Source organism: Pseudoalteromonas ardens, from assembly GCF_030125445.1.
GTDB classification, from domain to species: Bacteria; Pseudomonadota; Gammaproteobacteria; order Enterobacterales; family Alteromonadaceae; genus Pseudoalteromonas; species Pseudoalteromonas ardens.
This window is the reverse complement of the sequence record NZ_JASJUV010000009.1, coordinates 136,219-148,821: the sequence shown is the minus strand read 5'-3', so window position 1 is coordinate 148,821 and position 12,603 is coordinate 136,219. Positions and strand designations below refer to the sequence as shown.

The following is a 12,603-nucleotide window of genomic DNA, read 5'->3' as shown; positions in this document are numbered from 1 at the left end:
TCAAGTACTGGATCTGCACCCTGGCGCTGGGCATGTGCAGCCTATCCGGACTGGCAGCAGACAATCCCCCCAGGCAGCTCGCTCAGGAGCTGGCGGTCTTTCAGCCTTTCCTTGGGACCTGGCAGGCTGATTTCGCGGTTCCAGCAGGCCAGCCGCCGATGCGCGATATCAGTCGCTGGGAACGTGCGCTGAATGGCACGGCTGTGCGCACTTTGCATTCTATTAATGCGGGTATGTATGGCGGAGAATCTCTGATCTTCTGGGATAAGAGCAAAAATGCTCTGATTTTCTATTACTTCACCACTGCCGGGTTCTATACCCAGGGCACGATAGAGGTACTCAGTCCTACCGAGTTCGCGGCCGTTGAGGATGTGACTGGCAGCAAAGACGGCATTACCCAGGTAAAATCCATCAGCCGGTTTAAAGAGGGTCGTTTTACGGTATCCACCCAGTATCTTAAGCAGGGCACCTGGACTGAGCCTGAGCAGCGCACCTATGTGCGCAGCAACGAGACAGTGCAGTTTAAATAACTGTGAAGTAAATCATAACAATAATAAAGCGTAAGACAGGCTTACTCCGCTTAGTCTTTCAGGTCTTGTTCTGTGTTGCCAACGTGCTTGAAAGTCCAGGCTATTCGTTGGCTAAGTGCTTCATTACCCCGGCTTTTCCGACGGGCCATGACCTGCTAATGAGGAGCATGACCCGCGTTGTTGTGATCGGCGAATCCTAGGGTACGCGGCCTAACAGGCTGATTTACTGTGCCGGTAAAGACGCATTACTGGAGGTTGTGCTGATCGGGTTGTCGGGTACATCACGCTGAGCCTGTGTTGTCAGCCGCACATAAGCATCAGCCAGTAACAGTGATGCCTGACCAAAGGTCTTGAACGGCTTGGTTTTACTGTTGATATTGACCGCTACACTGAGCTGGTGCTCAGGCACCACAATCAACATACTTTGCGAGCCCCTTGATACACCACCGTGGTTGTAGTAGGTAAATAAGGGGGTGTTGTCAGGCTGGTACTCATGACGACGCCATCCCAGCGCATAGTTTTGCGGATTCACCTCGCCGTGATTAAGGCGCTGTGGCGTCCAGATCTGTGCACGTACATCGGTGTGTAAATAGCTGGGATCCAGATAACCACTGCCCAGTCGTACCAGATCGCCCGGTGTGCTGATCAAACCACCCCCAGCCAGACGATGGCTGAGATTCACGGCGCGCCACGGAATATACTGTGCATCTTGTCCCCGGCGGTTAAAGTAAAAGGTGGCCAGCTTGTCAGCGACTGACTCAGCCCCGCTGCGTGTCATGCCCAGCGGCTTGAATATATGGTGCTGCAATAAATCCAGGTAAGGGCGTTGCGCATGCTGCGCCAGGACTGCACTCAGCAGCACTGTGCCATAACTGGAGTAATAAAAGGCGTCGCCCGGCGCTGAGCGCAGCGGGCCTTCATCAAACAAGGCCACGGCATCCTGTACACGATCAAATTGCTCGCTCAGGCTGAGTGAATGATAAAACCCCAGCAGGTCTTCGTTGCCTTTGTAATGGGGTAACCCGGCACTGTGCGATGCTAGGTGGCGCGCCGTAATATCTCGCCAGGCCGGATTCGGGAGCGGCGTCAGGCTGTCGCTGAGGGGAGTATCCAGCTGAAAGCCCTGAGTTTGCATGAGTTTTGCCATCAATGTGGCGGTCACCGCTTTGGAGGTACTGCCAATGCGAAACTGATGCTCTGGCGTCAGTGCTGTGTGTGTCGCAATATCGGCATAGCCCAAAGCGCCCTGCCAGACAATTTGCCCCTGATGGGCCACGGCTGCTGAGATCCCGGGCGCATTGCTTTTTGCCCGGACAGTGTTGAGTATGGCTTCGGCCCTGGTGGCAAATGTTGCATGCCCGGGCGCATGATCTGCCTGATAGGGCAGCGGTCCAGCGGGCAGTGGTGTGGCTGGGGCCAGCACCGGCACCTTTTGCAGATTAAAAGCAAAAAACTGATAAACGGGCCAGCCGAAATAGAGCAGGACCGTTGTGATCACTAAGATCAGCACACTAATGAGGGATTTCATTTTCTTTCCTTAACACGGTGAATTCATTTAACTATCTGATAAATATCCTTTTAAATCTTACTTAAAATGAAAAATGCTGGCCGAAAGTAAAAATGACGGGTCAATGATGTGATGTTGTGTGCTCTGTCAGGCGACTTTTTCGGCGGTTTTCGCGGATTTTCCCTAGCCGCTGTGTCGTCTGAGGCTGGTATGGTGCGGTATTCCTGCGTATGCTTGGATATTCATCTTGTTATTTATCCATGACTTACCAAGACTGGCCACAATTCTAACAACATAAGGACCTGGTCATGACACTCGGACAATACATCAAACAATTAAGACAACAACAGGCATTGAGTCAGCCGCAACTGGCAACACAAATGACGGTCGAGCAGAGCTATTTATCGAAACTGGAGAACGACCACTCTATACCGTCGAATGACGTGTTCAGAAAACTGCTGGCAGCACTGCAACTGGATCTGGACAGCTTTATGGCAGGGCTGACGGAGCACGGAGACAGGCAGCATCTCACGCAGATCCCGGATATTGAGGCCTGGTATCAGAATTTGGATAAACACCGGCTGGCACGCAGACGCAGCTGGCTGATGATGGCGCTGATATGTATTTCACTGGGCTGTGCGCTGTTTTACAGCGGCTATCGGACGATTTTTCTGCCGGAGCATCAGTATGAGTACTTTTCTTATGGTGAATTGCGCGAGGGTGAGCCGTTGGATCTTTATACTCGCTGGTCGCGCTATGTCAGTGAAGCTGAAACGGCAAGCCGGGAGGACTTTGACGCATTACGACTGATGTACCAAAAACGTCGTGCACCTGAATTGTTTTTCAGTTTTGAGTATCGTGGCAGTGCTTTTGTGCAACCGCTCGACAATGGGCGTCGCTACTTTGAACTGAAGGCAGAGCAGGGACGCAGTGTACCGCGTGCGGGCAATGCCTGGATGCAGTTCATCGGCATGGTGTTGTTTGTCGCCGGTCTGCTTGGTCTGTTTATTGAGCGCCGGTATGCCCGGGCTCAGTAAATGGCCAGCGACACATGAGCTTGGGAAAACCCCGGTTTTGAGCGATACTCAGGCTAACCACCGGGAGTAATCTATGACAAAACGCCTGTTTTTTGGCATTGAAGTCGATAAGCCCAGTCAGGCGCAGATCGCTGCCTGGCTGCGCACACAGGTGAGTGCCAGCAAGGCCCCGACAAAGCCGGAAAACTGGCACCTGACCCTGGCCTTTTTAGGTCAGGTTGAGGCGCAACACGACGCCGAGTTGGTGTCGTTTGCCCGTCAATTGCAGGTTCCTGAGTTTACCCTCACCTTTGCCCATACGGGCTACTGGCCGGGTAAGGGGATCTTCTATTTACGCCCCGAGCCGATACCATCACAGTTGCGTGCACTGGCTGAGCCGTTACGGGCTTTAGGTTCTGAGCTGGGGCTGCATCGCGATCGCTTGCCTTTCTCACCGCACATCACCTTGTTTCGTGGACACAAACCTGAGCCCAGAGTAGATGCGCCAATGACCCCGTTTACACTGTCGGTCACTCAGTTTCATCTTTATCATTCGTATCGTTGTGATACTCAGGGGCTTACCTATCAGCCTATAGAGACTTTTCGCTTATCTGTAGCTGATTAAGGGCTTGCTTGCGGTATTCTCCCGGGGTGAGCTGATAAACCTGCTTAAAGGCGCGATTAAACGGGCCAATTGAATTAAACCCTGCTTCATAGGCGATGCTCAGGATGGCTGTGCGAGCCTGTGCCACATCTCTCAGCTGTTCTGCAGCATACGCCAGACGATGCTGATTAACAAACTGTGAGAAGTTATTGAAGCCAAGCTGTTGATTGATAAGCACACGTAACTGGTGAGGTGGGATAGCCAGACGCTCGGCAAGCGTCCCTATGGTCAGCTCTGGCTCACGATAGATGCCTTGTTCAAGTAAGGTGTTCAGCGCCTGATAGGTACTTTGCCATTTTACCGGGACAGGCTGGGTGTCAGCTTGTGCGCTTTCCTGGCGAGGCACACGTGACGCACGTGACAAACAGGTCACCAGCAGCAATAAACAAAACACCAGCACCGCATTCGCCAGCAGGAAGAGCGGGTCGCGCCGGATCAGGCTGGCGCTGAGCTCAAACCCGACCAGCAACAAGCAATGTAACAGGGCAAAGGTCGCTAAAATCAGCCTCAGGTGACGGCGGTGATTGACCAGGTCATCATTAAAATTGGCCAGGCAGTAATACAAAGTGGCACACATCGCCAGCGCACTGAGCAGGTGCATCACCGTATGCCAATGGGTATCGCTGCCGTAAAGCAGAAATACGCAACTACTGGCCAGCAGGGATCCGCCAAGCAGCCAGCGCCCACTGGGTCTGTTTAGCCAGTTGGGTACGCGTTGGTTGATCAGGTACCAGGCTGATGCGCAGAGCATCAGTGGCAGTAGCTCGGTCCCCGCCAGAAACAGGTTGCGCAGCGGATTAAACCGCCACTCGGGCAGTGGCTGAGTGAGGAGCAAAAACAGGCTCAGGCAGAGCGCCAGTGCGGCGCTGAGGTAGCGCTCAGTCTGGTTCAATCTGGGCCAGTTAAACAGCATCAGGGCGAGCAGCAATCCGATGGAATTAAAACGAAAAAACAGATCGGCCAGCGTCACGAGCGGCACAGCTTGCTCCACAGCCGGCGGAACAGCCTGGCTATCAGGTTATCGTTGCTGGCAGCTTGTATAAACAACTGCCGGGTGGCCTGGTTACGCGCTTTACTCACGTGTTTACGCGCGCATTCATCCGCTGCCAGTCGCCAGTCTTCTCGTTTCAAGGCGGCTAAGAGTTTGGGCCAGCGGCTGCTGAGGTTGGGTGTGCCCAGATTATATGCCAGGTCCAGTAAAGCAAGCCGAACACTGTCCGGGAGTTGCTGGTAAGAGCGGGTATAGCCATTTTTGGGGTTGAACAGGCGTGTCAATTCTTGCTCAAAAGTACTGAGCTGTTGCTCAAGCAGACGCATACTCTCACTGTGCGGCAGGTGCAAGGTACAATGTTGCGCATACCAGCGGGCTGTTTTCCCGGCGGGCAGGCGCTTTAATGTATCGTACTCCTGCTGTTTTTGCGCCCTGCTGGCGGGCTTGTTGGTGCGTTTGTCCCGTAAGCTAAGCCGGGTAAAGGCATCCTGGCTGGCGACATGAAAGCCTGCACCTATGGTGGGATTGCCCCGGGTATCTAAATACAAGTGGTCGATCACGCCTTCAAAGTGGCAAATGTGCTTCACGGCAGGTGACGACGTGCGATGTTTAGATAAAAGACGTTTTAGCAAACCCGTTAATGCTCCGTTGTGGATGAATTATCCCGTTGTGCGAGTGTCAGCTTGCCTGCGGTGCAATCGGAAACCGGGGAGACATGCGAGTTGACGGTAGAAATATAGCATTGCTCCAGCAGTGAGCAATAACAGGTATAGACCTCTACTTGCTCAGACATGCTGTCGATTTTATCCCATAAGCGATTGTTAAAATTGCTTTTTTGCATGGTGAACAGAGGCAGAGATGCACCATCCGCCAGCAGCGAGTGCTCGGCCCGGCTGGTAATGTACCAGCCAAATTTGGCCAGCACGTTGACGTCACTGTCGTCCTGCTGTGCGCTGTCGAGTGCGTCACGATAGGCACTGATGTTACAACAGGCATCGAACAGAGCAATGATCGAGTCGTAGGTCTGGCCCCGGTATTGGTATTGCACCCACTTGATCAGGGCCGGGCCAGTACCCGAGTTGAGGATACCTATGGTGATCCTCGGCCGCTCGGATTCAAGATCAAAGTTACTGTAGTTGAATTGTAGCCAGGGCCAGGTTTCGGCTTCCAGTTGCCGCTCTGCCGCGGCGACCTGTTCCTGTGCGGCTTTCGCTTGCATATAGGTGGCATAGAAAGAGGCGGCTGAGATCAACATGGCGCACAAGGCCAGCACCGTATTCATTTTGGAGCGAGACAGTCGCAGTTGCTTGCCCTGAAAAAATCGCTTGGGTGTATCGTGATGCATCTCGTCCGGCTGGTCAGGATCTGGCAAAATGGTCACGTTTTGGTCGTCATTCTGAGTTACTGAGGCGGTTTCCTGTTGTGTCATGCGACATGTCCTTTTCACAGTTTAATTAGGGCGCGGAGAGATGAATGGCCAGTGTTTCACCAAGCTGCAGGCGGTTATTGTCACGCTGGTTCCAGCGCTTCAGGTCCTTGACCGTTACGCCAAACTGCTTTGCAATGCGCCACAAACTGTCACCGCGCTTGACCACGTAGTCTAGTTTTTCTTCACGTGATGGCAACAGTAACGTCTGACCAATGCGGATCATATCGCTATTGAGCTGATTAAACTGGCGCAGCTCACTGACGGACACATTATGTTGCCCGGCAATCCGGCTCAGGCTGTCGCCCCGACGCACCACCACTTGCTGCCAGCGCGAATCTGGCAGTGCCTGAAACTCATTAGCGGCCAGTTGCCACTCTTGTGTCCGAGCCGTCGGCACCAGCACATGACCTGGTCCGTTAAGCAGCACCGGAAAGCGTCGAAAGCCAGGGTTGAGAACTTCTAACTCTGCCCAGTCATGTTGGTCAGGCAAGATCACGGCTTTGTCCAGAGCCAGTTGGGTAAAGGCGGGTTGATTGTCTATGGCCGGAAAGTGCATGCGCTGTTGTTTCAGCAAGGCGGCCGCCGCCAGTAGTTTAGGCACATAGTGTCGGGTTTGCTTTGGCAGGCTCAGTGAGAAAAAGTCCGTGGGTTTACCTGCTTTGCGATTGCGGGCGATGGCGGTGGCGACCCGTCCTTCACCGGTATTGTAGGCCGCAATGGCATGATACCAATCTCCGTCAAAGCGTTTGTGCAGGTACACCAGAAAATCGAGTGCCGCCTGGGTCGACTGGAGCAGATCTTGCCGTCCGTCAAACCAGGGATTAATGGTCACGCCATAATGTTTTGCAATCAAAGGTGTCAATTGCCATAGCCCGGAGGCGTGTTTTTCTGAGTAGGCCTGGGCGTTAAAGTCGCTCTCTATCAGCGGCATCAGGGCCAGTTCAATGGGCAGGCCGCGGCGTTCAACTTCATTCACCAAATAATACAAGTATGGCCGGGCGCGATCGCTGATGGTGTGCATATACTTGGGGTGTTGCAGATACCAGTTAACGCGCTTCAGCACTCTGGGGTGAGTTGAGCTGGCAAAGCTGAGTTGCATGCGAATACGCTGCCAGACGTCATCACTGGTATAGGGCGTTGGCAATGCAGGCAAAGGTTGATCCGGTTCAAAATGGGCGACGGGTGTGCTGTGACCATTCAGGTGCTCATCCGGGGTGTGCTCTGAGTGGGTTGATTGACAACCGCTGAGTAATATCAGGGTTAACAGCAGGAGAAAAATTCTGACTGGCATCGGCGATTCGGCGTTATTATTGTTTGTTTTGATTGTATATAAGTTGGGAATTTTTGCCACTCTTGTTAGGCCTGGCTGATCGTTCTGCCTGAACTGTACGTAAATTGAGCTAAACTTACCTTTGTGATCAGGGCTCAGCCCTGCATCTAAACTCCGTACCGTCAGGGGGCCTTTATGTTACGTTCCGAATTAAAAAACGAGCTTGATCAGAACCATATGGATGCCGTGATCCTCAGCTATGCCGACTCTAATCATTATCTTGCCGGTGGACTGGATGCGCTGGGCAATTATCATTTACTGACTGATCGTCAGGGCAAGACCATGACCTACAACTCCCTGCGCGAAGCTGAGCTGGTGCTGGCGGAATTAGGTGCCACGCAGGCAACGTTTGATATGGAAACGGCCTACGATGAAATGATCGGCAATGTCAGCGACGGCCATTGCCGATTTGTGATGCCTCTAAATAAAGAAACACTTTAGCGAAACGCCTGCGTTGCAAAGCGCAGGCGCACGTTAATGCATCGTTTCGTGGCTAAAGCGCAGATGTTTGGCGTTTTCCATCAGCTGGCGAAAATCGGCCTGCGCAAGCTTTAACAGGTGACGATGGTCGCCTGATTCTATGTATACATGGGGCTGATTTAGCAGTAGATCGTCGTAGACCGTATCCAGATGATATGCGTCGGCGATGGGGGGAACCGCCCCCGGGCTGCAGTCCGAAAACAACCGATATACCTGGCGTTCTTTCATCAGGTGAAAGCGCCGTTTCAGAGCGTCACTGAGGCTGCTCAGGCTGATTTTGTAATTGGCTGGCAGCACGGCCATCAGACGTTTGCTTTCGTGGTCTTCCAGCATCACCGCTTTGGCCAGTTGGGGTAACGGGATCTGGCTCAGGTAAGCAGAACCAAATGACGACTGACTTTCGACGTGTTCGATGACGCGATAAGGGATGAGGTGTGTGTCTAAGTAGGCACTGATACGATGAGTCATGGGACCTCCTCGTGTTTACTTACTGTGGTCATTAAGTATAGACGAGCAGGCCCGGTTAAGCAGAAAATATCCGCTCAGAGCTTTTCTGGTACGCTCAGGTGCATGTTGCCACGTGCATAGTCCAGTGTAACCAGAAAATGCTTAAGTACATCATAGCCAAGTATGCCTTTAACTCTTTTGCCTTTAATCATGCTTGAAGTGTGCGCATATTGCTTAAGGGGAGAGAGCTTATGGCCTTTTTCCGGGTAAGCAAGTTGCACGTTTGACAACACAAATGGACCAAATGTGAGTTCTTCCAGTTGGGTGGTTCGCAGCGTACTTTGCGCGTTGGCACCCCGCGACACTACTTGGTGGTCTTCCGGCCTGATCAAGTCCAGCCCCTTGGCAAGGCGGCGATTAATCAACACGCCGCTGTTGCTGCCGGTATCGAGTAACAGCCAGACTTTTTTGCCAGCCATCTCAACCTGAACAATCGGCAGACCAGAGCCTTTGTGCGGCTGCGTTTTGATGTTTTCGTGCTTGGCGACGTTTATCACATCTCGGGTCACCATACGAATGCGGCTGTTGGGATAGTCAATCTGAACCACAAACTGGCTGAAAAAACCCGCGCCAATCAGCAGACTATTCTGCGGATTGCCCATGTTTACTGCTGCCAGCTGGTTCAGTTTGGTTTTGATCCCAAACACTTCCACATCGACATTACTATATTGCTTTCTGCGTTCTGTATCATGCGCCCCCTCGATCTGGACATTGCCATGGTGCGCCAGGTTCAGTTGGTGGAAGTCGATAAAATTCTGATTGATGGCGTTGAGCTGGGCACCAGTGTCCAGGATCGCCATGCTTTGTTTACCAGCCACTGTCACCGGGACTTTTATGTGGCCATTGTCCAGTTCAAATGAGATCCAGGGGGTGATACTGGCCTGCACGCATGCCGATACAAAAGTAATGAACAAACAGCCGATGAGCCTTATCATGTTAAGAGGGTCCTTATATTGCTTGATGCGGTACATTATCGCTGAACTTTCTCTCAACTGCGAGTATGCCGCCCAAATTACAGGCGGCCACTGAGTGTCAGGCTGAATTGCGGCTGGATATTTTCATCCAGCACTTCTTTGCTGTCCAGTGGCTGGCTGCGGTCGGACGCGTAAAGTGCTCTGACATATTGATATTTGGCCTTATTCAGCGTGTTCATCTCGGCCCTGAGTGACAATCCCTGTCCAACCTGGGTCTGTACAAATGCACTGAGCTCAGTACTGGCGCGCTCTGTAAAGACTTCATCATGGAAGTATTCTCGCAGACGGGTAGGCAAAAACGCTTCAACGCCCCAGGATAACCGGGTTTGATCGCGACGGAACCCGATGATTAATTCGTGCGGGGTCAGGTCTGTAATGGGTCGCGTGCCACTCAATGGGTCTTCATAACGCGCATCGCGCCAGGTGTAGCTCAGTTCAATGCGGCTGGCACTGAGCAGACGGCTGGTATTAAAGCTCCACTCGCTGTCCAGGCCAAAGTAGCGGGCGCGCCCGGCGTTGGCGATGGCACCATTACCATTGGCTTGCAGCTGATATTCGTGGATATCCTGTTGCCACTGATAAAGTGGACTGAGCGTAAACTCAAACAGATCGGCCCGGGCATATTGCCAGGTGAGCATCAGCTCGGTGTACTGCATGGGTTTGAGCTGCTCGCTGCCATTTTGCGTACGTACAAAGCCACTGCTCTGGGAAGTCTGGAACAGTCCAAAGTCCAGCTGCTCAACCCGGTGCTGGGCGCTGAAAGTCAATTGTGAGGCTTCATTGAGATCGTAGCCCAGTTTAAGCTGAGGCTTTAACAGCCGATGTTTCAGCGTCTGCTCAGCGTGAATGCCGGATTTCAGGGTCGCTTGCTCCAGCGCGAGTTTGCCCGACACTTGCCATTGCGGTGCAATTTGCCAGCTGGCGGCCAGAAAAGGCTCAAACCGTGTTTCGGTAACCTTGCTGCTGAGCGGGTCGCCATCGTCCTGAGTGTTGGCGGTGACCGAGTTGTAGCTGCCTTCGATACCGATACTGGGTTGCAGTGCATGGGTCGGGTTGCCATAAGCCAGCCTGAGTACCTGCTCGCGCGCATGCTCACGCTGCTCAAAGGTGGTTAATGCCGGTTCCAGACTTTGCCATTCTTGTATAGACAAGTCCGATAACTCACGTCTGGCAAGGCCTGTGAGCTGAAGCTGCCACTCTGAGTCAGTCTCTTTCAACCAGTCAAAACCCAGCTCATATTCCTTCTCAGTTTCGTCGTCGATAGTGCCATTCATGGGCTCAGGCACCGCCGGTGTCCAGCGATAGCGGGTCAGCCAGTCGGTGTGTTGTGCCGAGGCATTCAGCTGCAAAGTGCCGTGTTCGAGCTGTTTACGACTGATCAGAGCGAACTGAGCCCCCTGTTGCCGCTCAGCAAAGTGCTCCTGCTGCACATCAGAGGCCTGCTGTTGCTGTGGATCGGAAAACAGGGCCAGTTCACCAGACGAATAAGCATGGTTATTCACCCATTTCACGCTCATTGTGTGCTGCCACTGAGCAAGACGGGTTTGCATACTCAGCATGGCTTCGCTCAGCTCATGGTAGCTGTGCTGCGACTGCAACCTGGCGCGCCAGTCGATGGTGGCCCCCTGATCTTGGGTCGTAATGTTCACCACCTGAGTGTATTCACTGAGCTGGCTGAACGGATGTTGGCCAGTATAGAGTGCCAGGCTGGCTATCTGACTGATTGGCAGCTGGCGCAGCAGGGTCTCAATGGAATCGGATTTGGACAAGGGCACGGTGCCGTCGATCAACACATTACTGCTGGCACCGCTGAGGCCGCGCTCGTTGTTGCCTTCGCTCAGCACGAAAGTGGGCAGCTGGTTGAGCAGATCCAGGGCATGCTGGGCATTAAACTGGGCCAGCGCAGCCTGATCAAACACTTTGTCGGCCTGCTGCTGAGCATAGACCGGTGTGAACAGGGTGCACATCAGTAGCGAGGGCAGCAGAGCTGATTTAATTGGATTCATATAACGCTCCTTGAAAGTTTGTCCTATTTTAAGGGATTCAAACCAAGAGAAACAAAAGCTTAGGGGCCAGTTGTGGCTGGCAGGGATGAATGGATGTGGGACGTTTGCTAATCCCGGCGGATGTGGGACGAATGGACAGGGTGCATTTCAGGCTTGTTGTTCAAACCGTGCTTTCACATCCTGCTTATAGCCTTTACTTAGCGCGACCTGAGCACCACCGCTGAGCTGAATAATGGCACTACCAGACGGCTTGTTCTGGATCCTGTCTATGGCGTACAGGTTGACCACATGAGAGCGGTGGGTGCGAATAAACTGAGGCGGCAGCTGTGCCATCAGCTCTTTGAGTGTGCCACGTTTTAGGTACTGCTGTGTGCGCGTGTGGATCTCCATATAGTTACTGGCCGCCGTGACATGGGTAATGTCATCAAACGCGACCGGCGCTTTGTCTTTGCCCTGATCTGCCCACAGCACAGGATGCGCCTGATTTTGCTCTGCAATGGTGCGAAATTGGGTGTGCCACAAAATGGTGAGAACAAACAGGACCAGCAGATGCGCCGGCGCAAAGTAATAGAGGGTATAGGCGATGGGGTCGTCCAGCGCTACCAGATCAAACAGGGCTTGTAACAGCATGGCCATGAGGTAGGCGCCCGCCATGATTTTTAAAAATAGCCGGGTGTTTACCCGGGGAGCGGGCTCAAGCTGCGCCAGCGCGCGAAAAACCAACGGAGACAACAGGTACCAAAGCCCCCATTCCTGCACCGCCCACCACAGCGGGTTATTGAGGCGCTCGTCTTCTGGGACCGACCAGTCGTGCAGCAAGTCTATAAAGGTCAGAAAGCCAATCACCAGTGTCCAGCCGCACAGCGAAAGTAGCCATTCTTGTCTGATCCGAGCCGACACCACATTTTCCCATATTTGATACACCCGCGTATTTTAGCATCCTGCTAACGGATGTGAAGTCAAACAAACCGGCTATCATTCAAGCTTAATAAAATCGCAGCGCGCTCCATTGACCACGGCTGCTGTTATCCCGGCCAAAGAGCCGGGAACTACCCACAGCCTATACTGCAAGTCGGTTTCTTTATGCCCAACACACAACAGTCTTCTGTCATCCCGGCCAAAGAGCCGGGAACCACTCACAGCCTGTACAGCAGGTCGGTTTCTTTATG

At 53.0% G+C, this 12,603-nt stretch carries 13 protein-coding genes; 4 read left to right on the top strand and 9 right to left on the bottom strand.

The window, feature by feature from the left end; genetic code table 11:
- Window positions 1-32: 32 nt before the first annotated feature.
- Complete coding sequence (locus QNM19_RS21490) at window positions 33-530, top strand: hypothetical protein (RefSeq protein ID WP_049865722.1); 498 nt, start codon at window positions 33-35, stop codon at window positions 528-530.
- 223 nt (window positions 531-753) lie between these two features.
- Here the strand turns inward: QNM19_RS21490 and QNM19_RS21485 are convergent, their stop codons facing one another.
- Window positions 754-2,058, bottom strand: coding sequence for a serine hydrolase domain-containing protein (locus QNM19_RS21485; RefSeq protein WP_049865718.1), 1,305 nt, complete (start codon window positions 2,056-2,058; stop codon window positions 754-756).
- 287 nt (window positions 2,059-2,345) lie between these two features.
- On the opposite strand from QNM19_RS21485, the gene QNM19_RS21480 reads away from it, so the two are divergent.
- Together QNM19_RS21480 and thpR are read left to right on the top strand one after the other, a co-directional pair.
- Window positions 2,346-3,074, top strand: coding sequence for a helix-turn-helix domain-containing protein (locus tag QNM19_RS21480; protein WP_049865717.1), 729 nt, complete (start codon window positions 2,346-2,348; stop codon window positions 3,072-3,074).
- A 73-nt stretch (window positions 3,075-3,147) separates the two neighbouring features.
- Window positions 3,148-3,678 carry an RNA 2',3'-cyclic phosphodiesterase gene (thpR, locus tag QNM19_RS21475; RefSeq protein ID WP_284027191.1) on the top strand — a complete coding sequence of 177 codons (531 nt, stop codon included), beginning with the start codon at window positions 3,148-3,150 and terminating at the stop codon, window positions 3,676-3,678.
- On the opposite strand, the gene QNM19_RS21470 is transcribed toward thpR, so the two are convergent.
- From QNM19_RS21470 to QNM19_RS21455, 4 genes are read right to left on the bottom strand one after another with little or no spacing between them, the layout of a single operon-like run.
- Window positions 3,644-4,696, bottom strand: a complete 1,053-nt coding sequence (locus QNM19_RS21470) for an AraC family transcriptional regulator (protein ID WP_049865716.1) — start codon at window positions 4,694-4,696, stop codon at window positions 3,644-3,646. The genes thpR and QNM19_RS21470 overlap by 35 nt on opposite strands.
- Window positions 4,684-5,340, bottom strand: a complete 657-nt coding sequence (locus QNM19_RS21465) for a glycoside hydrolase family protein (protein WP_156202398.1) — start codon at window positions 5,338-5,340, stop codon at window positions 4,684-4,686. Before QNM19_RS21465 ends, QNM19_RS21470 begins: the two co-directional genes overlap by 13 nt.
- A 5-nt stretch (window positions 5,341-5,345) precedes the next feature.
- The gene (locus QNM19_RS21460) at window positions 5,346-6,137 is read right to left on the bottom strand and encodes a hypothetical protein (protein WP_049865714.1); all 792 of its coding nucleotides are present in this window, start codon (window positions 6,135-6,137) and stop codon (window positions 5,346-5,348) included.
- Between the two features lie 25 nt (window positions 6,138-6,162).
- Entirely contained in the window at window positions 6,163-7,428 is a 1,266-nt protein-coding gene (locus tag QNM19_RS21455; protein ID WP_049865721.1) for a LysM peptidoglycan-binding domain-containing protein, read from the bottom strand.
- Window positions 7,429-7,602: 174 nt separating this feature from the next.
- On the opposite strand from QNM19_RS21455, the gene QNM19_RS21450 reads away from it, so the two are divergent.
- The gene (locus QNM19_RS21450) at window positions 7,603-7,908 is read left to right on the top strand and encodes a DUF6482 family protein (RefSeq protein ID WP_010384913.1); all 306 of its coding nucleotides are present in this window, start codon (window positions 7,603-7,605) and stop codon (window positions 7,906-7,908) included.
- Between the two features lie 33 nt (window positions 7,909-7,941).
- Here QNM19_RS21450 and QNM19_RS21445 read toward each other — a convergent pair whose 3' ends face one another.
- The 4 genes from QNM19_RS21445 to QNM19_RS21430 all read right to left on the bottom strand — a co-directional run bounded on the left by QNM19_RS21445 (window position 7,942) and on the right by QNM19_RS21430 (window position 12,334).
- Window positions 7,942-8,415 carry an aminoacyl-tRNA deacylase gene (locus QNM19_RS21445; protein ID WP_010384914.1) on the bottom strand — a complete coding sequence of 158 codons (474 nt, stop codon included), beginning with the start codon at window positions 8,413-8,415 and terminating at the stop codon, window positions 7,942-7,944.
- A gap of 74 nt (window positions 8,416-8,489) precedes the next feature.
- Window positions 8,490-9,389, bottom strand: a complete 900-nt coding sequence (locus QNM19_RS21440) for a pepsin/retropepsin-like aspartic protease family protein (protein WP_284027190.1) — start codon at window positions 9,387-9,389, stop codon at window positions 8,490-8,492.
- Window positions 9,390-9,466: 77 nt separating this feature from the next.
- The gene (locus tag QNM19_RS21435; protein ID WP_049866521.1) at window positions 9,467-11,434 is read right to left on the bottom strand and encodes a TonB-dependent receptor; all 1,968 of its coding nucleotides are present in this window, start codon (window positions 11,432-11,434) and stop codon (window positions 9,467-9,469) included.
- 147 nt (window positions 11,435-11,581) lie between these two features.
- On the bottom strand, window positions 11,582-12,334 hold the full coding sequence (locus tag QNM19_RS21430; protein ID WP_284027189.1) for a LytTR family DNA-binding domain-containing protein: 753 nt from the start codon (window positions 12,332-12,334) through the stop codon (window positions 11,582-11,584).
- Window positions 12,335-12,603: the final 269 nt, after the last annotated feature.